Annotated in this window: 27 protein-coding genes; 12 read left to right on the top strand and 15 right to left on the bottom strand. The window is 67.2% G+C overall.

From position 1 onward, the window contains the following. Nucleotides 1-169 precede the first annotated feature (169 nt). The 5 genes from R4823_RS18085 to R4823_RS18065 are packed head-to-tail and all read left to right on the top strand — an operon-like array spanning nucleotide 170 to nucleotide 3019. Nucleotides 170-331, top strand: coding sequence for a DUF1328 domain-containing protein (locus R4823_RS18085; RefSeq protein WP_087781354.1), 162 nt, complete (start codon nucleotides 170-172; stop codon nucleotides 329-331). 32 nt (nucleotides 332-363) lie between these two features. Then, entirely contained in the window at nucleotides 364-684 is a 321-nt protein-coding gene (locus R4823_RS18080) for a DUF883 family protein (protein ID WP_087841408.1), read from the top strand. Between the two features lie 54 nt (nucleotides 685-738). Further along, complete coding sequence (locus tag R4823_RS18075; protein WP_087841407.1) at nucleotides 739-2124, top strand: sigma-54 dependent transcriptional regulator; 1386 nt, start codon at nucleotides 739-741, stop codon at nucleotides 2122-2124. A gap of 49 nt (nucleotides 2125-2173) precedes the next feature. Beyond that, the gene (locus R4823_RS18070) at nucleotides 2174-2347 is read left to right on the top strand and encodes a hypothetical protein (RefSeq protein WP_165963223.1); all 174 of its coding nucleotides are present in this window, start codon (nucleotides 2174-2176) and stop codon (nucleotides 2345-2347) included. Between the two features lie 54 nt (nucleotides 2348-2401). Further along, nucleotides 2402-3019 (top strand): hypothetical protein, encoded by a 618-nt coding sequence (locus R4823_RS18065; protein WP_243724577.1) that lies wholly within the window; start codon nucleotides 2402-2404, stop codon nucleotides 3017-3019. A gap of 21 nt (nucleotides 3020-3040) precedes the next feature. On the opposite strand, the gene R4823_RS18060 is transcribed toward R4823_RS18065, so the two are convergent. The 6 genes from R4823_RS18060 to fdxA all read right to left on the bottom strand — a co-directional run bounded on the left by R4823_RS18060 (nucleotide 3041) and on the right by fdxA (nucleotide 7360). Continuing rightward, a complete protein-coding gene (locus R4823_RS18060) occupies nucleotides 3041-3328 on the bottom strand; it encodes a hypothetical protein (RefSeq protein ID WP_243724578.1) in 288 nt (95 codons plus the stop codon). 101 nt (nucleotides 3329-3429) lie between these two features. Then, nucleotides 3430-4071: an endonuclease III gene (gene nth, locus R4823_RS18055; protein WP_087841406.1), complete on the bottom strand. Its 642-nt coding sequence runs from the start codon at nucleotides 4069-4071 to the stop codon at nucleotides 3430-3432. A gap of 40 nt (nucleotides 4072-4111) precedes the next feature. Further along, nucleotides 4112-4756 carry an electron transport complex subunit RsxB gene (rsxB, locus tag R4823_RS18050; RefSeq protein ID WP_087841405.1) on the bottom strand — a complete coding sequence of 215 codons (645 nt, stop codon included), beginning with the start codon at nucleotides 4754-4756 and terminating at the stop codon, nucleotides 4112-4114. Between the two features lie 13 nt (nucleotides 4757-4769). Continuing rightward, nucleotides 4770-6023 (bottom strand): polyhydroxyalkanoate depolymerase, encoded by a 1254-nt coding sequence (gene phaZ / locus R4823_RS18045; protein ID WP_087841404.1) that lies wholly within the window; start codon nucleotides 6021-6023, stop codon nucleotides 4770-4772. A gap of 97 nt (nucleotides 6024-6120) precedes the next feature. Then, a complete protein-coding gene (locus R4823_RS18040; protein ID WP_087841526.1) occupies nucleotides 6121-6927 on the bottom strand; it encodes a ferredoxin--NADP reductase in 807 nt (268 codons plus the stop codon). A gap of 109 nt (nucleotides 6928-7036) precedes the next feature. Beyond that, on the bottom strand, nucleotides 7037-7360 hold the full coding sequence (gene fdxA, locus R4823_RS18035) for a ferredoxin FdxA (RefSeq protein ID WP_087841403.1): 324 nt from the start codon (nucleotides 7358-7360) through the stop codon (nucleotides 7037-7039). 192 nt (nucleotides 7361-7552) lie between these two features. Here fdxA and panB point away from each other — a divergent pair, with 192 nt between their 5' ends. Both panB and pncB read left to right on the top strand, forming a co-directional pair. After that, complete coding sequence (gene panB / locus R4823_RS18030; protein WP_087841402.1) at nucleotides 7553-8404, top strand: 3-methyl-2-oxobutanoate hydroxymethyltransferase; 852 nt, start codon at nucleotides 7553-7555, stop codon at nucleotides 8402-8404. Between the two features lie 2 nt (nucleotides 8405-8406). Further along, nucleotides 8407-9606, top strand: coding sequence for a nicotinate phosphoribosyltransferase (gene pncB / locus R4823_RS18025; RefSeq protein ID WP_087841401.1), 1200 nt, complete (start codon nucleotides 8407-8409; stop codon nucleotides 9604-9606). 20 nt (nucleotides 9607-9626) lie between these two features. Here pncB and R4823_RS18020 read toward each other — a convergent pair whose 3' ends face one another. From R4823_RS18020 to R4823_RS17980, 9 genes are all read right to left on the bottom strand, one after another. Further along, nucleotides 9627-10337: an ABC transporter ATP-binding protein gene (locus tag R4823_RS18020; RefSeq protein WP_087841400.1), complete on the bottom strand. Its 711-nt coding sequence runs from the start codon at nucleotides 10335-10337 to the stop codon at nucleotides 9627-9629. Nucleotides 10338-10365: 28 nt separating this feature from the next. Further along, nucleotides 10366-11112, bottom strand: coding sequence for an ABC transporter ATP-binding protein (locus tag R4823_RS18015; protein WP_087841399.1), 747 nt, complete (start codon nucleotides 11110-11112; stop codon nucleotides 10366-10368). Then, nucleotides 11109-12155, bottom strand: coding sequence for a branched-chain amino acid ABC transporter permease (locus R4823_RS18010; protein ID WP_338615668.1), 1047 nt, complete (start codon nucleotides 12153-12155; stop codon nucleotides 11109-11111). The genes R4823_RS18015 and R4823_RS18010 overlap by 4 nt, the downstream gene beginning before the upstream one ends. A gap of 153 nt (nucleotides 12156-12308) precedes the next feature. After that, nucleotides 12309-13178 (bottom strand): branched-chain amino acid ABC transporter permease, encoded by an 870-nt coding sequence (locus R4823_RS18005; protein WP_338615666.1) that lies wholly within the window; start codon nucleotides 13176-13178, stop codon nucleotides 12309-12311. A gap of 196 nt (nucleotides 13179-13374) precedes the next feature. Beyond that, on the bottom strand, nucleotides 13375-14514 hold the full coding sequence (locus R4823_RS18000; protein ID WP_243724593.1) for an ABC transporter substrate-binding protein: 1140 nt from the start codon (nucleotides 14512-14514) through the stop codon (nucleotides 13375-13377). 159 nt (nucleotides 14515-14673) lie between these two features. Continuing rightward, nucleotides 14674-15438: an alpha/beta hydrolase gene (locus R4823_RS17995; RefSeq protein WP_338619194.1), complete on the bottom strand. Its 765-nt coding sequence runs from the start codon at nucleotides 15436-15438 to the stop codon at nucleotides 14674-14676. Nucleotides 15439-15521: 83 nt separating this feature from the next. Beyond that, the gene (locus tag R4823_RS17990) at nucleotides 15522-17111 is read right to left on the bottom strand and encodes a benzoate-CoA ligase family protein (protein WP_243724579.1); all 1590 of its coding nucleotides are present in this window, start codon (nucleotides 17109-17111) and stop codon (nucleotides 15522-15524) included. Between the two features lie 78 nt (nucleotides 17112-17189). Beyond that, on the bottom strand, nucleotides 17190-18767 hold the full coding sequence (locus R4823_RS17985; RefSeq protein ID WP_132980059.1) for a 3,4-dehydroadipyl-CoA semialdehyde dehydrogenase: 1578 nt from the start codon (nucleotides 18765-18767) through the stop codon (nucleotides 17190-17192). Beyond that, nucleotides 18764-19228 (bottom strand): DUF4863 family protein, encoded by a 465-nt coding sequence (locus R4823_RS17980; RefSeq protein WP_087841393.1) that lies wholly within the window; start codon nucleotides 19226-19228, stop codon nucleotides 18764-18766. Before R4823_RS17980 ends, R4823_RS17985 begins: the two co-directional genes overlap by 4 nt. A gap of 171 nt (nucleotides 19229-19399) precedes the next feature. Here R4823_RS17980 and R4823_RS17975 point away from each other — a divergent pair, with 171 nt between their 5' ends. From R4823_RS17975 to R4823_RS17955, 5 genes are all read left to right on the top strand, one after another. After that, nucleotides 19400-20329 carry a helix-turn-helix transcriptional regulator gene (locus R4823_RS17975; RefSeq protein ID WP_087841392.1) on the top strand — a complete coding sequence of 310 codons (930 nt, stop codon included), beginning with the start codon at nucleotides 19400-19402 and terminating at the stop codon, nucleotides 20327-20329. Between the two features lie 316 nt (nucleotides 20330-20645). Next, nucleotides 20646-22331: a 2,3-epoxybenzoyl-CoA dihydrolase gene (boxC, locus tag R4823_RS17970; protein ID WP_338615664.1), complete on the top strand. Its 1686-nt coding sequence runs from the start codon at nucleotides 20646-20648 to the stop codon at nucleotides 22329-22331. Between the two features lie 33 nt (nucleotides 22332-22364). Beyond that, a complete protein-coding gene (boxB, locus tag R4823_RS17965; RefSeq protein ID WP_087841390.1) occupies nucleotides 22365-23792 on the top strand; it encodes a benzoyl-CoA 2,3-epoxidase subunit BoxB in 1428 nt (475 codons plus the stop codon). Nucleotides 23793-23805: 13 nt separating this feature from the next. Further along, nucleotides 23806-25077 (top strand): benzoyl-CoA 2,3-epoxidase subunit BoxA, encoded by a 1272-nt coding sequence (gene boxA / locus R4823_RS17960; RefSeq protein ID WP_132980061.1) that lies wholly within the window; start codon nucleotides 23806-23808, stop codon nucleotides 25075-25077. Between the two features lie 112 nt (nucleotides 25078-25189). Continuing rightward, nucleotides 25190-25975 carry an enoyl-CoA hydratase-related protein gene (locus tag R4823_RS17955; protein WP_132980062.1) on the top strand — a complete coding sequence of 262 codons (786 nt, stop codon included), beginning with the start codon at nucleotides 25190-25192 and terminating at the stop codon, nucleotides 25973-25975. Nucleotides 25976-25986: the final 11 nt, after the last annotated feature.

The raw sequence follows: 25986 nt of genomic DNA, 5'->3' as shown, positions 1-25986 counted from the left end.
GCCCCGCGCGGGTCGGGGGAATTTACAAGTTTTCATGTAATTCTTACCTATTGCTTGCACTTGGGCCAGGGGAGCGCGGGGCGGAACGGAAACTGCGGCGGCATGGGGCCGAACACCGCGCCGGATCCGTCCCCGCGGCCCCTGGGGCAGTCTATACAAGGAGTAAGCAATGTTGCGATGGGCAGCCATTTTCTTCGTAATTGCCTTGATTGCCGCATTATTCGGGTTTGGCGGGATCGCCTCCGGAGCGGCGGAGATCGCGAAGATCCTGTTTTATATTTTCGTCATCGTCTTCGTGGTCACGCTCCTGCTTGGAGCGTTCCGACGATAGGGATGGCGTCTGGAACGTCAAAAGGAGCGAATATGGGCAAGTATCGGGTTGCGGGACTGCGCGACGTGGAGGGCGCCATCGGCCAGGTTCGGAGCCTGGTCGAGGATGCCGAGGCGCTCCTGCGGAACACCGCCGGCCACGCGGGCGGCGAACTCGAGGCGGCGCGGGCGCGGCTGCGCGACCAGTTGGACCGGGCCCAGGACCTGTTCCAGGACGCGCGCCGCAGCGCCGCCGAGTCCTACCGGCAGGCGTCCGCCCAGACCGATGCCTATGTCCATGACAATCCCTGGCGGGCGGTGGGCATCGCCATCGCGGTGGGCGTCGTCATAGGCCTGCTCGCGCCCAGGCGCTAGCCGCCGTTTCCGTCCCCCCGTTTCCAACCTCATCGTATCGAGGAGCCTGACTGCATGCCGCATGTCCTGATCGTGGACGACGAACCGAATACCCGGGCAGCCCTGGCGGAAATCGTCAGCGCCGAGGGGTTCACCAACGCCGTTGCGGGCGACCTCCGGGAGGCCCGCATTCAGATCGTGCGCCAGAGTCCCGACGTCGTGCTGACCGACCTGAAGCTGCCGGACGGCAGCGGGATGGACCTGTTCAAGGAGCTGGACCCGTCCATCCCCGTGGAGGTCATCCTGATCACCGGCCACGCCAGCGTGGAGAGCGCGGTCGACGCCCTTCGCCTGGGCGCGGCCGACTATCTCATCAAGCCGATCAACATGCAGCGCCTCAAGGCCATCCTGGACCGCATTCCGCGGGCGGGCGACCTGAAGGCCGAGATCGGTTCGCTGCGCGGCGAGCTGCGCCGCTTCGGCCGCTTCGGCCGCATGCTGGGCGGTTCTCCCGCCATGCAGGACCTGTACGACCAGATCGGCAAGGTCGCGCCCACCGAGGCGACCGTGCTGCTGATCGGCGAAAGCGGCACGGGCAAGGAGCTGGCGGCCCAGACGCTGCACGACCTGAGCCTGAGGCGCAAGCGCCCGTTCCTGGCGGTGAACTGCGGCGCGATTTCGCCCAACCTGATCGAGAGCGAGATGTTCGGCCACGAGCGCGGCAGCTTCACCGGCGCCGAGCGCCAGCACAAGGGCTATTTCGAACGTTCGCACGGCGGCACGCTGTTCCTGGACGAGATCACGGAGATGCCCATCGAGCTCCAGGTCAAGCTGCTGCGCGTGCTCGAGACCGGATTGTTCATGCGCGTCGGTACCAACCAGGAAACCGAATGCGACGTGCGCATCATTGCCGCCACCAACCGCAACCCGCAGGAAGCGGTGGCCGACGGCAAGCTGCGGGAAGATCTCTATCACCGCCTGAACGTCTTTCCCATCCATCTTCCGCCCTTGCGCGAGCGGGCCAAGGACGTCGAACTCCTGGCCCAGAGTTTCCTCGACATGCTCAACGAGACGCACAAGTCGGCCAAGGCCTTCTCGCCCGCCATGCTGGCCGACATGGCCTCGCATGCCTGGCCCGGCAACGTGCGCGAACTGAAGAACTACGTGCATCGTGCCTTCATCATGACCGATGGCGGCCTGATCGACACGGTGGCGGCGCCCATTCAACTGGCGCCTGCCGGCAAGACGGAAAGCGAGCCCATCGTCACCATACCCGTGGGTACATCGCTTGCTGAGGCGGACCGGCGGCTGATCTTCGCCACCCTGCAGCACTGCGGGGGAGTCAAGAAGCACGCGGCCGAAGTGTTGGGCATCAGCCTGAAGACGCTCTACAACCGGCTGGAGGATTACGCCGCAGACGACGCCCGCGAGGCGGACATGCAGGACGTGCCGGTTTCTTGAGCGCGCCTGCTGCCGTCGCGAAAGGCGCCAAGCGCCATGGAGCCCTGATATGTCCCCGTCGTACGCGCATTCCGTTCCCCCGGATCCTCCCGTCAAGGATCCGCCACCGGTCGGCGATCCCCCCAACCAGCCGGTGGGGGATCCGCCGGTGCCGCCGGCCCAGCAGCCCGATCCCATCGATCCCGAGCTGCCTCCTCCGCCTCCCGCGCCGCCGGGCGAATAAGGCGCGGCACGCTACGTGCTGGCAACTCCTCATCCGTGATTCGAGGAGATTGCCGTGTCGCTCATCGTCGCTGCCCGTTTCGACTCCTTTCCCGAGGCCGAGGAGGCCGGCCGCAAACTGTTCGCCGCCGGCTTTGCCCATGAGGACGTCTCCATCTTCTTCGTCAATCCCGCCGGCCAGCATGACCGCTATCCCCTGGGCGGAGACCAGGCCGCCGACCCGGGCGCGCGCAAGACCCGGCGCGGCGCCGTGGCGGGCGCTGCCCTGCTGGGCCTGCTCGGAGCCGTCATCGGCTCCATCGTCTGGCTGTATGCCGCCGGCTCCGTGCTCGCGCTGATCATCGCGGTGGGTGTCGGCGCCTACATCGGCTCGCTGGGCGGCGCACTGGTGGCCACCCGCAGCGCTTCGCGCGCCTACCGGGCCGGCCACAGCACGGGAATGCGGCGCGCCGGCGTCCTGACGGCCGTCCACGTCACCGTTGCCACCGAAGCCGCCGCCGCGCAGGTGCTCAGGGACTGCGGCGGCAAGGACGTGGAGCAGGCCGAGGGCCGGTGGCGCGACGGCGACTGGGTGGACTTCGACCCCGTGGCCGCTCCCGTCCTGAGCGACAAGGTGCAGGCCAGGCCGTCCGATGCCATGGATTCCCGGGAATCCCGCGCCATGCAGCACTGACCCCGAGCGCTACCCGGGATGTCAACGGGCGCGGGTCGCGTCGTCTTCGTCGTCGCCGGGGTGCGAGCGGGCCAGGCGTTCCTCGTCCACCACCTCGTCGGGCAGCACGTCGGCGCCGGTACGTTCTTCCTCGTCGGGGTCGACGGAGAGCCGTTCTCCCGTCCTGCTCGAATCCGTGCCGGCCTCGTCCTCGGGCAGCCCGGCCAGATCGCTGCCGGAGTCGGAGGTATCGCTGGGACCGAGTTTGCCGTTCTTGCTGCTGTCTTCCGGCAGGCTTTCGCCCGTGCCTAGCAAGGTACTGTTGGACATGGTGTGCTCCTTTTCACAAGCTTGGCAGGGGAATTGTCGCGCCGCGCGACATCCCCGCTCAAGCCTGCCGACGCAAACCGCGTACCCGGCCGCGAGCCGCCCTAGGCGGTGGCCGGCGTCTTGTCCTTGTATTCGCACAGGTCGGCGATGCCGCATTGCGGACATTTGGGCTTGCGCGCGACGCAGATGTAGCGTCCATGCAGAATCAGCCAGTGGTGGGCGTCCAGCAGGAACTCCTTGGGCACGACCTTGAGCAGCTTGTCCTCGACCTGGCGCACGGTCTTGCCCGGCGCGATGCCGGTGCGGTTGGAGACCCGGAAGATGTGCGTATCGACCGCCATGGCCACCTGCCGGAAGGCGGTGTTGAGCACCACGTTGGCGGTCTTGCGGCCCACGCCCGGCAGGGCCTCCAGCGCGTCGCGGTCGGCGGGTACTTCCCCGCCGTGCTGTTCCAGCAGGATGCGACAGGTGGCGATCACGTTCTTGGCCTTGGTCTTGTACAGGCCTATGGTGCGTATGTACTGGCTCAGCCCCTCTTCGCCCAGGGCCAGCAGCCGCTCGGGCGTGCCGTGTTCGGGGAAGAAGCGCCGCGTGGCCAGGTTGACCGACTTGTCCGTGGCCTGCGCCGACAGCATGACGGCGATCAGCAACTGGAAGGTCGACCCGTATTCGAGTTCGGTCTGGGGGGAGGGATTGGCGGCGCGCAGGCGCTCGAAGATCGCTAGTCGTTTGGCGGTGTTCATGCGGACACGGCTTGGGCCGTTGTTGTGATGAAGGACGAGGTCAGTGCGCGCGCCGGGAACGGGCCCGGGCGAGAGCGGCCTCCAGTATGGCACGCTTGCGCTCGGCCGCCTGATCGCCGGCCTGCGCTTCGGCCGGCAGGGCGGGGGACGCAGGCTCTGCCACGGCCGAACGGGCGCGCAGCCGCTCCTGGTCCTCGCGGCTCTCGCGGTCCAGCCGCGCCTGGCGACGCTGGTGGCGGGCGCGGGCCGCGGCGGCGTCGCCGTCGGTCCAGGCGCGCGCCGGTTCGACGGGCTCCATGCTGATGCAATCGACGGGACAGGGGGCCACGCACAAGTCGCAGCCCGTGCACAGGGCCGCCAGCACGGTATGCATGGCCTTGTTGGCGCCCACGATGGCATCCACCGGGCAGGCCTGGATGCACAGCGTGCAGCCTATGCAATGCTGCTCGTCGATACGGGCTACCTGCAGGGGAAGATGCCGGCCCCGCGTCTCGTCCAGGGGCAGGATGGGCTTGCCGAGCACCGCCGCCAGCCTGGCGATGCCGACATCGCCTCCGGGCGGACAGCGGTTGATGGGTACCTCGTCATCGACCAGCGCCTGCGCATAGGGCCGGCAGCCGTCATAGCCGCACTTGGTACACTGGGTCTGCGGCAGTTGCGCATCGACGAGATCGACCCGATTCACGGCTGGCTTCCGGTCAAGCCGCGTCCCGGTGCTGGCGGATGAACTCGGCGATCTGGGGACAGATGACTTCGCGCCAGCGCCGGCCCGAGAAAATGCCGTAGTGCCCGCAGCGCGGGGCGGTGAAATGGCGCTTGCGATCCGCCGGGATGCCGCTGCACAGGTCCTGCGCGGCCTGGGTCTGGCCCGACCCCGAGATGTCGTCCAGCTCGCCTTCGATCGTGAACAGCGCCACCGAGCGGATGTCGGAAGGCTTGACCAGGTGGCCGTTCACCTTCCAGACGCCGCGCGGCAGCTCGAAGTCCTGGAACACGGTGCGTATCGTGTCCAGGTAGTATTCGGCGGGCATGTCCAGGACCGCGTTGTACTCGTCGTAGAAGCGGCGGTGGGCCTCGGCATCATCATCGTCGCCGCGCACCAGGTCCAGATAGAAGTCGTAGTGCGATTTGAGGTGGCGGTCGGGATTCATGCTGACGAAGCCCGCGTGCTGCAGGAAGCCGGGATAGACCTTGCGCCCCGAGCCGGGGAAGCGCGGCGGCACCCGGTGGATGAGGGTGTTCTCGAACCAGGAGTAAGGCTTGGTCTTGGCGAGGTTGTTGACCTGCGTGGGGGACTTGCGCGGGTCGATGGGGCCGCCCATCATGATCATGCTGCGCGGCAGCTTGGGGTCGTTGTCCGAAGCCATCAGCGATACCGCCGCCAGCACCGGCACCGTGGGCTGGCACACCGAGATGACATGGACGTCCGGGCCCAGCTGGCCGATGAAGTCGCGGATGTAGTCGACGTAGTCGGCCAGGTGGAAGGGGCCGGCCGACTGCGGCACCATGCGGGCGTCGATCCAGTCGGTGACGTAGACGTCGTGTTCGGGCAGCAGGGCGCGCACGGTATCGCGCAGCAGCGTGGCGTGGTGGCCGGACAGCGGCGCCACCAGCAGCACCGTGGGGTCGGGCTTGCGCCGGGCCGCGGCCTTGCGGGGCGACACCGGGGTGCGCACGAAATGCACCAGGTTACAGAAGGGCCGGGCCGCCGCGATCTGTTCCGTGACGGTGGCCTCGGCGCCGTCGAGCGTGGTGGTGGGCAGATCCCAGGCCGGTTTCTCGTAGTCCTTGCCCAGCCGGTACAGCAGCTCGTAGCCGGCCGCCAGCCGCCGCGACAGCGGGGTGTAGGCAAGCGGGCTATAGGGATTCGAGAACAACTGGGCCGACGCATCGGCGAAGTGGGCAAAGGGCGTCAACAGGGCGCGCTGCCATTCATGTAATTGGTACAGCATCCTTGCTCCAGACCACGGGGTGGGCAATCGATTCACCAGTAAACCGATTATATTGCATTGCACAATCGGTGTGTCACGCCGGCCGCGCAACTCGGTGTCACCAATAGTTTTCCACGGCCAGATTGCCTGGTTTACCCCGCCGGGAGGCCCCGAAACCGCGTTCCGCCAGCAATTTGCGCAAATCAGACACCATTTCGGGGTTGCCGCACAACATGATGCGCGAACGCGACGGATCCAGCGTGACGCCGGCCCGGCGTTCCAGCTCGCCGCTGGCGATCAGCGCCGTGATGCGGGCATCCATGGCGCCCTCGACCCGCTCGCGCGTGACCGAGGGCAGGTAGATCAGCTTGCCCGGCTGTTCCCGGCAGAATTCGCCGAAGACCTCGTGGTCGCGCAGCCCTTCTATGGTGTCCCGGTAGACCAGTTCCTCGGCCGTGCGCACGCTGTGGACCACGATCAGATGATCGTAGGTCTCCCACACCTCCAGGTCCTGCAGGACGGAAACGAACGGGGCGAGCCCCGTGCCGGAGGCCAGCATCCACAGATCCTTGCCGCTGGGGAACGCGGCGGTGGTCAGGAAGCCGAAATTGGTCTTGTCGACGTAAAGCTTGTCGCCTTCGCGCAGGTGCTCGAGCGCGCTGGTGAACTCGCCGTCGGGCACGACGATGGAGAAGAACTCCAGGAAATCGTCGTAGGGCGCCGACACGATCGAATAGGCCCGCCAGACGATGCGGCGGCCCGACCCGTCCTCGGCGTCCGGATCCGGGCGCTCGATGCCCAGCCGCGCGAACTGCCCCGGCACGAACCGGAAGCCGGGCGAGCGCGTGGTGCGGAACGAGAAGAGCTTGTGCGGCACCCAGGTCTTGACCCAGGTAACCGTCTCGACGGTGTACTTGTCCGACATCAATCCATTAATTCCGGGCGGCGGGTTACCCCAGGGCACAGCGGATCCGGCTCCGCCGGTCCGCCAGTGCCGCCCCCTGGGGGGCGCGCGTCAGCGCGTAGGGGGGGGCCTACCTCTCTAGGAGATCCAGCTTGCCTTCCTTGTCCTTCCACTCGTCGGCGTCGGGCAGGGGCGGCTTGGTGCGCGTGATGCTGGGCCAGCTTTGCGACAGGTCGGCGTTGATCTGGATGAAATGCATCTGGTTGGCGGGGACGTCTTCCTCGGCCAGGATGGCATTGGCCGGGCATTCGGGGATACAGACGGCGCAGTCGATGCACTCGTCGGGATCGATCACCAGGAAGTTCGGGCCTTCGCGAAAGCAGTCGACCGGGCAGACATCCACGCAATCGGTGTATTTGCACTTGATGCAGTTCTCGGTCACGACGTGAGTCATAGGCGGCTCCAGGACGATGCTGGATAAAAGTTCAGGTCAGCCCATGATTTTACCGGACTCGGGCGGTTCGGCCGGCCATTCCCCTTGAAGGGCCATGGGAGTGGGCGGTGGAGGGGCGGTCTTGGGCGGGGGTAAGTCCTCTCTTGTGCTATTTTCTTCGGTTACACAACAGGCATCCCCGGAGACCGTACGATGCGATCCACCCTGAACGTCCTGCGCAAGAAGCTTGCCGCGGGGCGGAAGATTTCCATGCTGACGTGCTACGACGCCGGTTTCGCCAAGGTCATGGAGGACGCGGAGGTCGATTGCATCCTGGTGGGCGACACGCTGGGCATGCTCGTGCAGGGCAGGGATTCGACGCTGCCGGTCCTGTTGCAGGACATCGCCTATCACGTCTCCTGCGTCGCGCGTGGCACCCGGCGTCCGTTCCTGCTGGCGGACATGCCCTTCGGCACCTACCAGGAAAGCCCGCAGCAGGCCCTGCGCAACGCCGTGACGCTGATGCAGGCCGGCGCGCAGATGGTCAAGATCGAGGGCGGGGCCGAACTGGCGCCCACCATCGAACTGCTGACCCGCAGCGGCATTCCCGTCTGCGGCCACATCGGCCTCCTGCCATCCCACGTGCATGCCCTGGGCGGCTACCGCGTGCAGGGCAAGGAAGACGCCGAGGCGCGCCGCATCGTCGCCGATGCCCGCGCGGTCGAGGCGGCTGGCGCGGCCATGATGGTGATCGAGGCGGTTCCCGACCCCGTCGCCCGCCAGGTATGCGAGGCGGTGCAACTGATCACCATCGGCATCGGCGCCTCGGTGGCGTGTTCCGGCCAGGTGCTCGTCCTGCACGACATGCTGGGCCTCACGGCCACGCCCGCCAAGTTCGTCAAGAACTACATGGTGGGGGCGCCCGCCGGCGGCGATGCGGTCCTGCAGGCTTTCCGGCGCTATGCCCAGGAAGTGGAGACCGGCGCGTTTCCCGGCGTGGAGCACGTCTACGGCATGACCGCCGGCAACATCGGCACCCCCTACGGCAACCAGAGCGGTTCTTAGCCATGATCATCACGTCTTTGCTGGATACCGACCTCTACAAGTTCACGATGATGCAGGTCGTCCTGCATCAGTTCCCCGCGGCGCAGGTCGAGTACAAGTACAAGTGCCGTACCCCGGGGATAGACTTGCATCCCTATGTGGACGAGATCCGCGAAGAAATCGAGGCGCTGTGCGAACTGCGCTTCACCCAGGAGGAGCTGGACTACCTTGGCGGCATGCGCTTCATCAAGAGCGATTTCGTCGACTTCCTGAGGCTGTTCCACCTGCCCCGGCGGTGCATCTCGGTGTCCAGGTCGCAGTCGCCGGGCGAGCTCGACATCATCGTGCAGGGGCCCTGGCTTCACACCATCCTGTTCGAGATCCCGGTGCTGGCCATCGTCAACGAGGTCTATTTCCGCAACAACCACCTGGTGCCGGCCTATGCCGAGGGCCGCCAGCGCCTGATGAGCAAGGTGGAACTGGTGCGCGGCGACCCCGACCTGCGCGACTTCCATATCGCCGACTACGGCACGCGCCGCCGCTTCTCCAAGGCCTGGCACGAGGAAGTCATCATCACGCTCAAGGACCAGATGCGCGAGCATTTCGCGGGCACCAGCAACGTGTATTTCGCGATGAAGCACGGGTTGACGCCGCTGGGCACCATGGCGCACGAATACCTGCAGGCTTGCCAGGGCCTGGGGCCGCGCCTGCGCGACTCGCAGATCTACGGCTTCGAGGTGTGGGCGCGCGAATACCGCGGCGACCTGGGCATCGCGCTGTCCGACGTCTACGGCATGAGCGCCTTCCTGCGCGATTTCGACATGTATTTCTGCAAGCTGTTCGACGGCGCGCGGCACGACTCGGGCGATCCCTTCAACTGGGGCGAGCGGCTGCTGGAGCACTACAAGCAGAACCGGGTGGATCCCCGCACCAAGACGCTGGTGTTCTCGGACGGCCTGACTTTCCCGCTGGCGATCAGCCTGGCCAAGCACTTCGCGGGGCGTTGCATCACCGCCTTCGGCATCGGCACCAACCTGACCAACGACCTGAGCTACCAGCCCCTGCAGGTGGTGATGAAGATGGTCAAGTGCAACGGCCAGCCGGTGGCCAAGGTGTCCGACACGCCCGAGAAGACCATGTGCGAGGACAAGGCCTACCTGGCCTACCTGCGCCAGGTGTTCGAGATCCCGCCGGAGCAGGTGGGCGAGACCGCCGACGATTGAGCGGGGCGGCTCGCCCGGGGCTACACCCCCAGGTAGCGGCTGAGCGCCTCGGGCCGGTGGGCGAGATCCCCGGCCTGGCCTTCCAGCACCATGCGGCCCTTCTCCATCACGACCAGCCGGTCGGAATTGGCCATGACCATCCGGTAGTTGCGGTCCACCACCAGGGTGGCCAGGCCGCTGCGCCGGATGTCGCCGATCACCCGCCAGATCTCGGCCACGATCAGCGGCGCCAGTCCTTCGGTGGCTTCGTCCAGGATGACGGCGCTGGGATTGGTCATCAGCGCGCGGCCGATGGACAGCATCTGCTGTTCGCCGCCCGAGAGCTGCCAGCCCAGGTTGCCCATGCGTTCGGTCAGCCGGGGAAAGGTAGTCAGCACGCGTTCCAGCGTCCAGTCGGCCTGGCCGTCGACGCCGCGGCGCGCGGCCATGACGAGGTTTTCCTTCACGGTCAGGTTGGGGAAGATGCCCCGCCCCTCGGGCACGTAGGCGATGCCGGCCTTGGCGGCTTCGTAGGGCTTGCCGCGCGACAGGTCGCGGCCGCCTATCGAAATGCGTCCGTCGCGCTGCTTGACGTGGCCCAGCAGGGTGCGGATAAGGGTGGATTTCCCCATGCCGTTGCGGCCCAGCAGGCCGACGGTTTCCCCGCGTCCCAGGCGGAAATCCACCCCGTGCAGGATATGGCTGCTGCCGTACCAGGCGTGCACCTGGCTGGCGTCGATGAGCGCTTCCATCTGTCTTCCTTTTCTCCGGCCGCCGGGGTCAGTGGGCCGCGCCCAGGTAGGCTTCCTGGACGTCCGGGTTGTTGCGCACGTCGGCCGGCAGCCCGCTGGCGATGGGGCTGCCGTTGACCATCACGGTGATGTCGTCCGCCACCGCGAATACCGCGTCCATGTCGTGCTCGACCAGCAGGATGGCATGGCCCTGCCGCAGCCGCCGCAGCAGCTCCAGCATGCGTTCGGACTCTTCCGCGCCCATGCCGGCCAGCGGCTCGTCCAGCAATAGCACCGTGGGCGAGGTAGCCAGGCACATCGCCACTTCCAACTGGCGCTTCTGGCCGTGCGACAGGCTGGCGGCCATCTTGCCCGCCACCGCGGCCAGCCCGGCACGCTCCATGACTTCATCGGCGCGGTCCAGACTGGCGCGGCAGGCTTGGGCCGATTGCCAGAAATGCCAGGGACGCTGCGTCCGAGCCTGCGCGGCCAGCCGGCAGTTCTCGCGCACCGTCAGCGGCAGGAAGATCGTGTTGCGCTGATAGCTGCGCCCGATGCCCGCCTGCGCGCGGCGGGGTTGCGACCAGTTGGTGATTTCCCGTCCATGCAGGCGGACGTGGCCGGCCGTGGGCGGCAACTCGCCGGACAGCAGGTGGATGAGGGTCGACTTGCCCGCGCCGTTGGTGCCGATTACGGCATGGATGCGGTCGGGGGCGAGCGACAGCGAGACGTTGTCGATGGCCCTGAGCGCGCCGAAGTGGCGGCTCAGGCCCTGGGCTTGGAGCACTGCCGTCATGTCCTCTGCTCCGTAGCGGGGGTCGGGGTGGGGGAAGCCTTGTCGCCGGCTGCCGTGGCGGCGGGGGGCAGGGCGCGGGGCCGTCCCCGGCGCGGCATGCGCAGGCGCGAGAAACCTCCCGCCAGGCCCTGCGGCATCCAGGCGACGGCGAGGATGATGAAGCCGCCCATGAGCAATTGCCAGTGCTTGGTCAGATCCTGGAACCACTCCGCCAGCAGGACGAAGGCGAAGGCTCCGATCACCGCGCCCGCCAGACTGCCCAGCCCACCCAGGATGATCATCAGCAGCGCGTTGCCGGACTGGTGCCAGGACACCAGTTCGGGATTGACGTAGCCGTGCTGGGTGGCATACAGGAAGCCCGCCAGCCCCGCCAGCGCGCCGCCCAGGGTGAAGCTGGCGAGTTTGTAGGCCAGGGTGTTGTAGCCGGCCGCCCGCATGCGAGGCTCGTTGTGCTTGATGCCCACCAGCGCGTGGCCCAGGCGCGACCGCAGCACCAGTCCCAGCACGGCCAGTGTCAGGGCCAGCCCGGCCAGCGTGAACCAGTAGAACTGCGGTGCCTGGTCCAGGTCCACCAGGCTGCGCCCGGCCAGCGTGAAGGCCGGCTTGTTGTAGATGTAGGTGCCGTCGCTGCCGCCGAAGGCCTCGACGTCGTGGAACACGAAGTACACCAGTTGCCCGAAGGCCAGCGTGACCATGATGAAATAGATGCCGCGCGTGCGCATCACCAGCAGGCCGATCAGGAGCGCCAGCAAGGCGGCGCATCCGACGGCGGCCAGGAGCAGCAGCCAGCCGTTGCCCGCCTCGTAACGCGGCGTCAACATCGCGACCGCATACGCCGCGGCGCCGAAGTAGGCGGCGTGCCCCAGGCTGACCAGTCCCGTGTAGCCCACCAGCAGCTGCAGGCTCAGCGCGAAGATCGCCATGATCAGCACCTTGGCGCCGAGCTCGACGTGGAACGGCGTGCCGACCGGCTCGGGCAGCACCGGCAGCAAGGCCAGCACCGCCAGCGCCACGATCCAGGCAAGAAGAGAAGAAGCTTTCATTCCATATCCACCGTTGCTCCCGTTGGCAGCCAGCGAAGCGCCGCTGCCACAACCCAAAATAAAAGCACTAGACCCAGGATGCGGAGGATCCGGCTCTGCCGGTCCTCTCGCATCGCCCCCTGGGGGGCGCGCGAAGCGCGTAGGGGGGGGCCTCTAAGTCCCTTGTTTGAAGAGGCCTTCCGGTTTCCACAGCAGGATGGCGGCCATCAGCACATAGATCAGCGCCCCGGCGGCCTGCTGCCAGAACACCTTGCCGAAGGTGTCGACGAAGCCGATCAGCAGCGAGGCCACCAGCGCGCCCTTGATCGAGCCGATGCCGCCGATGACCACGACGACGAAACAGATGATCAGCACCGATCCGCCCATGCCCGGATACACCGAGGACACCGGCGCCGCGATCATGCCGGCCAGCACCGCGATGGCCACGCCCACGGCGAAGACGATGCGATACAGCAGCGAGATGTTGATGCCGAGCGACTGCACCATTTCGCGGTTGGTCGCCCCGGCGCGTACCATCATGCCGAGCCGCGTCTTCTTGAGCGCGGCGTACATGGCCACGGCCAGCAGCACGCACATGCCGGAAATGAACAGCCGGTAGATCGGGTACGTCATATCGTTGCCGATGGCGATGCCGCCGGCCAGCCAGTCGGGCACCGGCACCCCGTGGACGTCGTCGCCCACCAGGATGCTGCGCATTTCCTCGAACACCAGGATCAGCCCGTAGGTCATCAATACCTGCTGCAGGTGCTCGCGTTCATACAGGAAACTGAAGAAACACCACTCCAGCACATACCCGAACGCCACCGCCAGCACCACGCCCAGCACCAGCGCCGCCACGAAATTGCCCGTCAGCGACGACAGCGAGAACGCCATGTAGGCGCCGATCATGTAGAAACTGCCATGCGCCAGGTTGATCACGCCCATGATCCCGAAGATCAGCGTCAGCCCGCTGGCGATCAGGAACAGCAGCAATCCATACTGCACGCTGTTCAGGCACTGAATAAGAAACGTCGTCAAATCCATCCCACACTCCGCCATCTAGATACGACAACCAGGCCAGCGTCGAACGGCATGCTCGGCTTTCCCACATGGAACCAAAACACGCCACCCCCCGCTAGCCTGGTTTTTCCCCAGGGCACAGCGGATCCGGCTCCGCCGGTCCGCCAGTGCCGCCCCCTGGGGGGCGCGCGTAAGCGCGTAGGGGGGGCATCCCCTTGGGTTACATCCTGCAGCCCCGCGCCGGATCGGCCAGCGCTTTCACCGCCACGCCCACCAGCTGGTTGGTCTTGTTCTCGACCTTGCGCAGGTAGATGTCCTGGATGGGGTTGTGGGCCTTGGACATCGTGAACGGGCCGCGCGGGCTGTCGATCTTGGCCTGTTCCATGCCCTTGACGACGGCGTCGCGCTTGCTGATGTCGCCGCCCGCGGCCTTCAGCCCGGCATCCAGCAACTGGGCGGCGTCATAGCCCTGCACGGCGTAGACGTCCGGCTGCAGCTTGTAGGTCTTGGCGTAGTCGGTGCGGAAGGCCTTGTCCTTGGGCAGGGTCAGGCCGTCGGCGTAGTGCAGCGTGGTCAGCAGGCCGTCGGCCGCCGCGCCCTGGGCCTCCAGCGTGCCGTCGGTCAGGAAGCCGGCACCGTACAGGGGGATCTTGTCCTTCAGACCCGCCGCGGCGTAGTCCTTGACGAACTTGACCGCGCCGCCGCCCGCGAAGAACACATAGACCGCGTCGGGCTTGAGCGCGGCGATCTCGGTCAGCAGCGCCTGGAATTCCACGTTGGGGAAGGGCAGGTTCAATTGCTTGATGACCTTGCCCCCCTTGGACTCGAACCCCTCCTTGAAACCGTTGGTGGATTCGTCGCCGGCCGCGTATTTCCAGCTGAGCGTGACGGCGGTCTTGTGCTTGAGCTGGGTGGCGGCGACCAGGCCCATGGCGTAGGCCGGCTGCCAGTTGCTGAACGACGAGCGGAAGATGTTGGGCGCGCACAGCGGGCCGGTGACGTCGTCGGCGCCGGCGTTCGGGATGATGAGCAGCGTCTTGTTGTCCTTGGCGACCTTGGCCATGGCCATCGCGACGCCGGAGTGGACGGTGCCCACCAGCACGTCGACCTGGTCGCGCTTGACCAGCTTGTTGGCGTTGTCAGAGCCCTTGGCCGGATCGGATTCGTCGTCCACCTTGAAGTACTCGATCTCGCGCCCGGCCAGCTTGCCGCCCTGTTCCTGCACGTACAGCCGGAAGCCGTTCTCGATGGCGGTACCCAGGGCGGAATAGGTGCCGGTGTAGGGCAGCATGAGGCCGACCTTGACCTTGCCGGGCGCCTGGGCGCCGGCAGGCACCGCCAGGCACGAGGCAGCCATCATGGCGGCGGCGAGGACGGTGAATTTGCGTTTGGAAGCGTTCATCGCGAGTCTCCTGGTGGGCGGCCATACTGCGTGGTCGGCTGCCCTGTTCTTGGTGGAAAAGGCCGATGCGCCATGCGGATGCGCATCGTTGCGGCGTCCGGCAAGCCGGACAGGGTGCTACGTGCGGTGGCGCCGCATGAACGCCACGCTTGCTTCGATCAATCGGGCGGGCTGGTCGCGGTGCGGCGAGTGGCCGCAGTCGTCCAGCTTGAGCAGTTCGGCATGGGGAACCTCCTGGGCGATGCCGTCTATCTGGGCCATGGAGCCGTATTCGTCGTCATGGCCCTGCACCGCCAGTACGGGACAGCGTATGGCGGACAGCAGCGCCTGGATGTTCCAGTGCTTGAATTCCGGGTTCAGCCAGACGTCGTTCCAGCCCCAGAAGGCCGAGTCCGGGTCGGCGTGGTAGCGCGCGAGCTTGCTGCGCAGGTCCGTCGTGACGTAGCCGTCGCGTGCCTGCTGGATGCTGGCCAGCGTGACGGGTTCGACGAACAGGTGGGGCGCGGCCACGATCAATCCGCCCACGCGGTCCGGCCAGGCCGCCGCGTGCAGCAGCGCGATCGATCCGCCGTCGCTGTGCCCGTACAGCCAGGGCGGATCGGCCCGGGTGTCGTGGCCGACGGCTTCGAAGAAGGCCGGCAGGAAGCCGCGCGCCTGGCGGTGCATGAAATCGACCGGCCATTTTTCGTGCGCGGGACGCGGGCTGGAGCGGCCGTAGCCCCAGCGCGATAGGACCAATCCCCGGCAGCCGGCGGCCTCGCACAGCGCATAGGGAAAGTCCTTCCACATCGTGACCGATCCGAGTCCTTCGTGCAGGAACACGAGCAGGGGCTGCCGGGTCCGCTGGGGGGCGATGAGCACGTACTCGATGTCGTGCCGCATGCCGTCCCAGGAGACGTCGGCGAACCGTACGGGCAGATCCTCGGCGATGCCCGAGACGGCGGCGTTCAACGGGGCGCGCGAGTTCATGCGTGGACTCCCTGCGACGCGGCCTCCTGCTCGCGCAGGCGGAAGCGCTGGATCTTGCCGGTGGCGGTCTTGGGCAGGTCGCCGACGAATTCGATCTGGCGGGGATACTTGTGCGGCGCCAGCCGCGACTTCACGAACGCCTTCAGGTCGGCGGCCAGCGCATCGCTCGCCTGCTGACCGGGCTTGAGCACCACGTAGGCCTTGGTCTTGGTCAGGCCTTCGGCGTCGGCCACGCCGATGACGGCGGCCTCCAGCACGGCCGGATGCTGCACCAGCGTGGCCTCGACCTCGAAGGGCGAGACGTACTGGCCGCTGACCTTGAGCATGTCGTCGCTGCGGCCCGCGTAGGTGTAGTAGCCGTCGGCATCGCAGCTGTACTTGTCGCCGCTCCTGGTCCAGGCGCCCAGGAAGGTCTCGCGGCTCTTGTCGCGATTGTTCCAGTACATCAGCGCCGAGCTCGGACCGCGTATGTAGAGGTCGCCGATCTCGCCGACCGCCACCGGCTTGCCGTCCTCGCCCCGCAGCTCGACCTCGTAGCCGTCGACCGGCTTGCCCGTGGTGCCGTAGCGCACGTCGCCCACGCGGTTGGAAATGAAGATGTGCAGCATTTCGGTCGAGCCGATGCCGTCGATGATCTCGCAGCCGAAATGCGAGGTGAAGCGTTCGCCGATGTCCTGGGGCAGGGCTTCGCCGGCAGACGAGCACAGGCGCAGGGCGACCTGGTCGCGCGGCGGCAGCGCGGGACTGGCGAGCATGCCGGCATAGCCGGTGGGCGCGCCGCAGAAGATGGTGGGCCGCAGGCGGGTGAGGCGCTCGAAACAGGCTTCGGGGGTGGGGCGCTCGGCCATCAGGACCACCGAGGCGCCCACGCTGAGAGGAAAGGTCAAGGCATTGCCCAGGCCGTACGCGAAGAACAGCTTGGCGGCCGAGAACACGGTATCGTCTTCGCGCATGCCCAGCACGGGCTTGGCGTAGAGCTCTGCCGTCCAGTAGGGGTTGCCGTGAGTGTGCACCGTGCCCTTGGGCTTGCCGGTGGATCCGGACGAATACAGCCAGAACGCGGGTTCGTCGGCAAGCGTGGGGGCGGGCGCCGCGAGCGGCTCGTGCCCGGCCAGCAGGTCGTCGAAGTCCAGCGTGCCGCCCGCTTCGCCGTCTGAGCCATCGCGCGAGACGACGACATGGCGCACGCCGTGCCGGCACGCGCCCAGCGCCGCGGAAAGCTTGGGCAGCAGGGCGCGGGAGACCAGCGCGGCGCGGGCGCGGCTGTGTTCCAGCATGTAGGCGTAGTCGGCCGGAGTGAGCAGCGTGTTGACCGCCACCGGCACGATGCCGGCATAGAGCGCGCCCAGGAAGGTGACGGGCCAGTCCGTGCAGTCGTTCATCAGCAGCAGGACGCGGTCCTCGGGCCGGATGCCCAGGCCAAGCAAGGCGCCGGCCGCGCGGCGCACTTTTTCGTCCAGTTCGCCGTATGTCAGCCGGCCGCGATCGTCGATGTAGGCGGTCTTGGCGGCGCGCTCGGCATTGATCGCCAGCAGGTGGCCGGCGAAATTGAATTCCGGCGGTGGGGCGGAGCAATCGGCAGGCATGATGGTCTCCTCGTTCATGCAATAAGGCGCGAAATCGCCGGCGGCCTCTGGTCGGGCCTGCGCCGGCGGGCTCTCGTGTCAATGTCCTGGGACGCCCTCCGGCGCGGTGCCGTCCAGAAGGTCCGTCACGGCGGCGGCGGCCTGGACGGCGGCGCGGCGGTGGTAGAAGCCGAGGGCCCGCAAGCCGCCCAGTTCTTCGCCGCCGCCGGCCCGGCCAGGGCCCCCGTGCAGCGACATGGGCATGACGTTGCCGTGGCCGGTGTGGACGGCTGCCACCTCGGGAGTCACGACGTGCACGCGTCCATGGCTGTCGGCCAGCGCCAGCGCCGCATCGGCGGCCTGCGCGGCATCGGCCGTGTATATAGAGGCCACCAGCGATCCCTGCCCCAGGCGTATCTGGGCCAGCGCGTCGGACCATCCGTCATAAGGCAGCAGCGTGGCGACCGGACCGAACACCTCGGTGTCGTGCACGATGCAGGCGGCCTCGCGGCGGCCGGCTCCCAGCAGCGTCGGGCCGACACAGGCGGCCACGGCCGGGTCGGCATCCACCAGCGGGGCCGCCGACCCGTCGTGCAGGACGTCCGTGTGCCGGCGCAGGGCCGCGGTGCCCGCCCGCACGTTCTCCCATTGCTGGCGGCTGGCCAGCGCGCCCATGCGGACCGCTTCGTTGCGCGGATTGCCCACGGTGATGCGCGACAGTTTCGCGGCGATGGCCTCGCCCGCGGCCGCGTAACAGGACGCGGGCACGAAGACGCGCCGGATGGCCGTGCATTTCTGCCCCGACTTGACCGTCATTTCACGAACCACTTCGCGTACCAGCAGGTCGAAGGCCTCGGAACCGGGCTGCGCGTCGGGCAGCAGCAGGGCGCTGTTCAGGCTGTCGGCCTCGATGTTGACTCGCACCGAGCGGCGCACGATGGCGTCGTGCGAGCGTATCGCCGAGGCGGTCTCGGCCGAGCCGGTGAACGACACCACGTCGAACGGCTGCAGGGGCGACAGCAGCCCTTGCGCGCTGCCGCAGACGACGGACAAGGCGCCGGCTGGCAGAATGCCCGCGGCGATCACGTCGGCGACCATCGCCTGCGTCAGCCACGCGGTGGCGGTGGCCGGCTTGGCAACGACGGGTACTCCCGAGAGCAGCGCCGGCGCGGCTTTCTCCCACAGGCCCCACGCGGGGAAATTGAAGGCATTGATGAACAGGGCGAGGCCGCGCGTCGGCACCTGCACGTGGCGGCTGCGGAACGCGCCGTCCTTGGCCAGGGGAACGGTCTCGCCATCCGGCAACCAGTGCGTGCCCCCCAGCGACGCGCCCCAGCGGGCGTATTGGCCCAGCGTGAAGATGGCGCCGTCGATGTCGACGGCGGAGTCCTGCCTCGTGGTGCCGGAGTTGGCCAGCGCGATGTCGAAGTAGCGATCCCGGTTGGCCTTGAGCACGTCCACGATGCCGGACAGCAGGCCCGCGCGCTGCGCATAGGTCAGGGCGCGCAGCGCGGCGCCGCCTTCGTCGCGGGCGTAGGCGTAGGCTGCTTCCAGGTCCAGTCCGGCGTTCGAGACGCGGACCAGCTCGGTGCCCAGCACCGGATCGAAGAGCGGCGTGCCGGGGCCGCCGCCGGTCTGCCAGCGGCCCGCCAGGTGGTTGGGAAGAAGTTCGCTCATGATCGGGTGAATTCGATGGCGCCGTCGGGCAGCAGATACAGGACCAGCGCGCGGCCGCCCGCGACGGTGGGGCGGTGGGCGCTGCCGGGCGGATAGACCTTCCAGCCCGCCGGCGTGCCGTCGAAGCGGGCGCCGGCCGTCTGGGGCATGACCATGTCTATTTCGCCGTTGGGATGGACGTGGTGGGGGCCGGCCAGGTCGGTCATGTCGACCACGTCCACCGAGAAGCCGGCGGAGCCGGGCCCGGGCTTGACCACGCGGCCGTAGCGCACGCCGCCGGCCTCCCGGTTGCACAGCCAGCCCTCGTCCACGCCGGCTTCACAGGCGCGGGTCATGTCGCGGAACCAGTCCGAACCGGGGCCGTGCTGGCGATTGAGGTAGGCCTCGAGCGCGGCGTCCACGGGGCGGCCGGCAATGGACTGGGTTATCGTCTTTACCAGGGATTCAAATGAATCACGCATGAACTCGTCTCCTCAGGCATACTGAACTTCATGTCGCCACATTCTTGATCATGAAGTATCGTGCATGTCCATGTGTCGAGACAATACGCGGCATGCTTGGGTCGTGTCAAAAAGAATCTGCATCCTGCGGGTAAATCCCAGGGGTGCGCATCATCTTGCGGGTGAGGTCCGATGAAAGAAGAGGCAGTTTCCGAAGCGGGGCAGGCCGCGGCCAACGACGCGCCGGCCAAGGAGCCTTTTCTGGTGACGCTGGGAGAACGAATACGGACGCTGCGGGCCAGGCGAGGCCTGACCCGCAAGGCCACGGCCTCGGCCGCCGGGATTTCCGAGAGGCATCTCGCCAACCTGGAACTGGGCACGGGCAACGCCTCCATCCTGATCCTGCTGCAGGTTTCCCAGGCCTTGCAGTGCTCGCTGGCCGAAATCCTGGGCGATGTCACCACCACCAGTCCGGAATGGCTGTTGATCCGCGAGTTGCTGGAAGGCCGCTCCGAGGCGGACCTGCATCGCGCCCGCAATACCTTGACGGAAATGTTCGGCTCGCGCGGGGACAATCATTCCCGCCTGTCCCGCATCGCCCTGGTCGGCCTGCGGGGGGCGGGCAAGTCCACGCTGGGGCGGATGCTGGCCGAGGACCTGGGCTACACCTTCATCGAGCTGAGCCGGGAAATCGAGAAAGTGGCCGGCTGCAGCATCGTCGAGATCCATTCGCTGTACGGCGCCAACGCCTATCGCCGCTACGAGCGGCGGGCGCTGGAGGAGACCGTGCAGATCCATCCCGAGGTCGTGATCGCCACGCCGGGCGGCCTGGTGTCGGACGTCTCGACCTTCAATCTGCTGCTGTCGCACTGCTATACGGTCTGGCTGCAGGCCGACCCCGAGGACCACATGCGCCGGGTCGTCGCCCAGGGCGATTTCCGCCCGATGTCGGGCAGCCGCGAGGCCATGGACGACCTCAAGCGCATCCTGGCGGGGCGGGCGGCGTTCTATGCCAAGGCCGACGCCCGCTACAACACCAGCGGCCATTCGCTTGAAGAGGCTTTTGCCGGCCTGCGTTCGCTGGTGCGCAATGCGGCGGGCATGGTGGACTGGAGTATGTAGTAGGGCCCCCCTACGCGCTGACGCGCGCCCGGCATGGTGAGCCCCCAGCCGCTATGCGGCAAGCCCCCCGAGGGGGCCGGGGCCCGCCTTGGGGCGGCCCGGCGCCGGGCCCCGTAGGGGCGAAACCGGCGGACCGGCGGAGCCGGATCCGCGGTTTCCTGGGTCTGGGGCGGTTGTCTGGGTTTGGGAGGTTCGGTTTTCTGAATCGTCAGGGTTGATCCTAGTTGGCGGAGGCTTGACGCGCTTGGGTTCATGAACTATCTTTCATTCATCAGCTGGTTGATGCACTAAGATGCATAAACGTCGAGGAGATGTCATGAGCAACGTCGTTCAGGCCGATCAGGCTGCCGGGAAGGTGGACTACCGCACGGATCCGTCCCAGTACCGGCATTGGAAGCTGAGTTTCGAGGGGCCGGTGGCGACGCTGGGCCTGGATATCGCCGAGGATGGCGGGTTGCGGCCGGGGTATCGGCTCAAGCTCAATTCCTACGACCTGGGCGTGGACATCGAGCTGCATGACGCCCTGAACCGTATCCGTTTCGAGCATCCCGAAGTGCGCACGGTGGTGGTTACCAGCATGAAGGACCGGATTTTCTGTTCGGGCGCCAACATCTTCATGCTGGGCCTGTCGAGCCACGCCTGGAAGGTGAATTTCTGCAAGTTCACCAACGAGACCCGCAACGGCATCGAGGACTCCAGCCGCCATTCCGGGTTGAAGTTCCTGGCCGCCATCAACGGCGCCTGCGCCGGCGGCGGTTATGAACTGGCGCTGGCCTGCGACGACCTGGTGCTGATCGACGACAAGTCCTCGTCGGTGTCGCTGCCCGAGGTGCCGCTGCTGGGCGTGCTGCCCGGTACGGGCGGCCTGACCCGCGTCACCGACAAGCGCCACGTGCGCCATGACCTGGCGGACATTTTCTGCACGACCAGCGAAGGCGTGCGGGGCCAGCGCGCGGTGGAATGGCGGCTGGTCGATTGCGCGCCCAAGCCTTCGCAGTTCGCCCAGGTGGTACAGGAGCGCGCGCAACGGCTGGCCGAGTCCAGCGATCGCCCTGCGGGCGCCCGCGGCGTGCCCCTGGCCCGCATCGAGCGCACCGAGGAGGCCGATGCGCTGGGCTATCGCTACGTGGACGTGCGCATCGACCGCGCCAACCGCAGCGCCGTGTTCACCGTGAAGGCGCCGGATGCCGCGCAGCCCGAGGACGTGGACGTGGACGGCATCGTGGCGGCCGGCGCGGATTGGTGGCCGATGGCGATGGCGCGCGAACTGGATGACGCCATCCTGCACATGCGCACCAACGAACTGGACATCGGCACCTGGCTGCTCAAGACCCAGGGCGATGCCGACCGGGTGCTGGCCTGCGACGCCACGCTCCAGCGGCATGCCGGGAACTGGTTCGTGCGCGAGGTCACGGGCCTGCTGCGGCGTACGCTGGCTCGGCTGGACGTTTCGTCCCGCTCGCTGTTCGCGCTGATCGAACCCGGTTCATGCTTTGCCGGCACGCTGGCCGAACTGGCCTTCGCCGCCGACCGCGCCTACATGCTGGCGCTGCCCGACGAACCCGGCCGCGCGCCGCGGCTGACGCTGTCGGAACTGAATTTCGGCACCTACCCGATGGTCAACGGCCAGTCGCGCCTGGCCCGCCGGTTCTACGAAGAGGCCGAGCCGCTCGCCGCCGCGCGCGCCCGGGCCGGCCAGGCGCTGGACGCGGACGCGGCCTACGCGCTGGGCCTGGTGACGGCGGCGCCGGACGACATCGACTGGGCCGACGAGATCCGCATCGCCATCGAGGAGCGCGCCGCCATGTCGCCGGATGCCCTGACCGGGCTGGAGGCCAACCTGCGCTTCGCCAGCCAGGAAACCATGGAAACCCGGATTTTCGGCCGTTTGAGCGCGTGGCAGAACTGGATCTTCAACCGTCCGAACGCGGTGGGGGAAAAGGGCGCCCTGAAGGTGTACGGCAAGGGCGAGAAAGCGGCCTTCGATCTGAATCGAGTGTAACCATCCCGCAGTCCGGACCAACGGAGTCGAGACATGTCCAGCATCAACTACAGCGAGAAGATTCCCAACAACGTCAATCTGTCGGAGGACCGCACGCTGCAACGCGCGCTGGAACAATGGCAGCCGAACTTCCTGAGCTGGTGGGGCGACGTGGGTCCGGAAGGAAGCACGAACTACGACGTCTACCTGCGCACCGCCATCAGCGTCGATCCGCAGGGCTGGGCCCAGTTCGGCCACGTGAAGATGCCCGACTACCGCTGGGGCATCTTCCTGAACCCGGCCGAGAAGGACCGCAAGATCCATTTCGGCGATCACATGGGCGAGGCCGCGTGGCAGGACGTTCCGGGCGAGCACCGCGCCAACCTGCGCCGCATCATCGTCACGCAGGGGGATACCGAGCCGGCGTCGGTGGAGCAGCAGCGCCACCTGGGGCTGACCGCCCCGTCCATGTACGACCTGCGCAACCTGTTCCAGGTCAACGTCGAGGAAGGCCGCCACCTGTGGGCCATGGTCTACCTGCTGCACCGCTATTTCGGCCGCGACGGCCGCGAGGAAGCCGAGGCGCTGCTGGATCGCCGCTCGGGCGACCAGGACAACCCCCGCATACTGGGGGCCTTCAACGAGCGCACCCCGGACTGGCTGTCCTTCTTCATGTTCACGTATTTCACCGACCGCGACGGCAAGTTCCAGTTGAGCGCGCTGGCCGAATCGGGCTTCGATCCGCTGGCCCGCACGACCAAGTTCATGCTGACCGAGGAAGCGCACCACATGTTCGTGGGCGAGTCGGGCGTCTCGCGCGTGATCCAGCGCACCTGCGAGGTGATGAACCAGCTCAAGACCGACGACCCCGCCCGCATCCGCGCGGCCGGCGTGATCGATTTCGGCACCATCCAGCGCTACCTGAATTTCCACTACAGTGTCACGATCGACCTGTTCGGCGCCGACGAGTCTTCCAACGCCGCGGCCTTCTACAGCTCCGGCCTGAAGGGGCGCTACGAGGAGGGCAAGCGCACCGACGACCACAAGCTGCGCAACGAGAGCTACAAGGTGCTGGAAGTGCGCGACGGCAAGCTGGTCGAGAAGGACGTCCCCATGCTGAACGGCCTGAACGAAGTCCTGCGCGACGACTACATCAAGGATTCGATGGCGGGCGTGGCGCGCTGGAACAAGGTGATCGAGAAGGCCGGCATCCCCGTGCGGCTGACCGTGCCGCACAAGGCGTTCAACCGCCAGATCGGTTCGTTGTCCGGCGTGCGCGTCTCGCCCGAGGGCCAGGTCGTGTCGCAGGCCGAGTGGGACGCCAAGAAGGACCAGTGGCTGGCCACGCCGGAAGACCGCGCCTTCGTCGCCTCGTTGATGGGGCGCGTGGTCGAGCCGGGCAAGTTCGCCAACTGGATCGCGCCTCCGGTCATGGGCATCAATCGCCAGCCGGTGGATTTCGAGTACATCCGGTTCAACTGAGCAAGCCTCCATCATGGATACGCCAGTCCAGACGGTCGTCATCAAGCAGCACCTGATCGACCCGGAAATCTGCATACGCTGCAACACGTGCGAAGCGACGTGTCCCGTCGGGGCCATCACGCACGACGACAACAACTACGTCGTGCGGGCCGACGTGTGCAACAGTTGCATGGCCTGTGTGCCGCCGTGCCCCACGGGGGCGATCGACAACTGGCGTTCCGTTCCGAAATCCGCCGCCTACAGCATCGAGGACCAGTTCACGTGGGACGAGCTGCCCGGCGAACTTACCCCCGATCAACTGGCGGCGGCGGGCGCGGAAGCGATCGAGGAAGAGGCCGTCCAGGAAGCGGCGCCGCTTCCCGTTGCGCCTGGCGCCGACGAGGCGTTCAATTCGGGCGCCTATGGCGCCACCACGCCTCCGTGGTCGGCCGCCCATGCCTATACGAACCTTTATGGCCCGCGCAATCCGATCACGGCCACCGTGGTCGGCAACGTGCGCGTCAACGAGCCCGGCACGCAGAACGAGACCCATCACATCGTGCTGGATTTCGGCTCGCTGCCGTTTCCGGTGCTGGAAGGGCAGTCCATCGGCATCGTGCCGCCGGGGACCGACGGCCAGGGCAAGGCGCACCACGCGCGCCAGTACTCCATCGCCAGTCCCCGCAACGGCGAGCGGCCCGGCTACAACAACATTTCCCTGACGGTCAAGCGCGTGACGGCCGATCATCAAGGCAATCCGGTGCAGGGCCTCTGTTCGAATTACGTGTGCGACCTGAAGGTGGGGGACAAGGTCCAGGTCATCGGCCCCTTCGGCGCGTCGTTCCTGATGCCCAACCATCCGCGTTCGCACATCGTGATGATCTGTACCGGGACCGGCAGCGCGCCCATGCGGGCCATGACCGAGTGGCGCCGCCGCCTGCGCGGAAAGGGGCGGTTCGAGAGCGGCAAGCTGATGCTGTTCTTCGGCGCCCGCACCAAGGAAGAACTGCCTTATTTCGGTCCCCTGATGAGCCTGCCCAAGGATTTCATCGACATCAACCTGGCGTTCTCTCGCGCGCCGGGCGCGCCCAAGCGCTATGTCCAGGATCTGATGCGCGAGCGCGCCGCCGACCTGGCGGGGCTGCTGCAGGATGCCAATACGCATTTCTATGTCTGTGGACTCAAGAGCATGGAAGAGGGCGTCGTCCTCGCATTGCGCGACGTGGCCTTGCAGGCCGGGCTGAACTGGGAGGCCATCTCGGGTTCGCTCAAGCGCGAAGGCCGCCTGCATCTCGAAACCTACTAAAGGGAAGCCCACCCCCCGCGCGCTTCGCGCGCCCGGTATGGCGAGCCCCCAGCCGCGACGCGGTACCCTGGATCAAGAGACGATCAAGGGGTAAGACACCATGGAATCCGACATGGAAACATTGCAGATAGCCAGGAACGAATCGGGCGTGGTCGACGTGCGCATGGCGCGGCCCGAAGTCTTCAACGCCTTCGACGAACGGATGATCGAAGAACTGGCGCAGGCCTTCGCCGAGCTGGGTGGCGACCCGTCCACGCGCGCGATCGTGCTTTCCGGGGAAGGCAAGGCGTTCAGCGCGGGCGCGGACCTGCAGTGGATGCAGCGCGCCAGCCAGGCCAGCGAGGAATGGAACCTGGAGGACGCGCGGCGCTTCGCCGCCATGCTCGATGCCATCGCCTCCTGTCCCAAGCCGACGATCGCCCGCGTCCATGGCGTGGCGCTGGGCGGCGGCGTGGGGCTGGCCTGCGCGTGCGACATGGCGGTGGCCAGCAGCGATGCCCGTTTCGCCGCCAGCGAGGCGCGCTTCGGCATCCTGCCCGCGGTTATCAGTCCCTACCTCGTCAATGCGGTGGGCAAGCGCCATGCCCTGCGCCTGGCGCTGACCGCCGCGCGCATCGACGCGCAGACGGCGCTGCACATGGGCATGGTGCAGCAGGTGGTCGACGCCGCCGGCCTGGATGCCGCGGTGCAGGCAATCGTGGCCGAACTGCTGGCCAATGGTCCGCATGCGCTGGCCGAGATCAAGGCCTTGTTCGGACGGCTGGAGGTCGGTCCCGTCACCCCCGAGGTGCGCGAGCTGACGGCTCGCACGATCAGCCGGGTGCGGGGCACGGACGAGGCGCGCGAGGGCTTCGCCGCCTTCCTGGCCAAACGGCCCGCGGCCTGGATCCGGCAATAGTCCGGCAGGGC

Source organism: Pigmentiphaga sp. CHJ604 (assembly GCF_036972535.1).
In the GTDB taxonomy this organism is placed as follows: domain Bacteria; phylum Pseudomonadota; class Gammaproteobacteria; order Burkholderiales; family Burkholderiaceae_B; genus Pigmentiphaga; species Pigmentiphaga daeguensis.
Note: the sequence above shows the minus strand (reverse complement) of the source record. Positions and strands in the feature narration are given on the sequence as shown.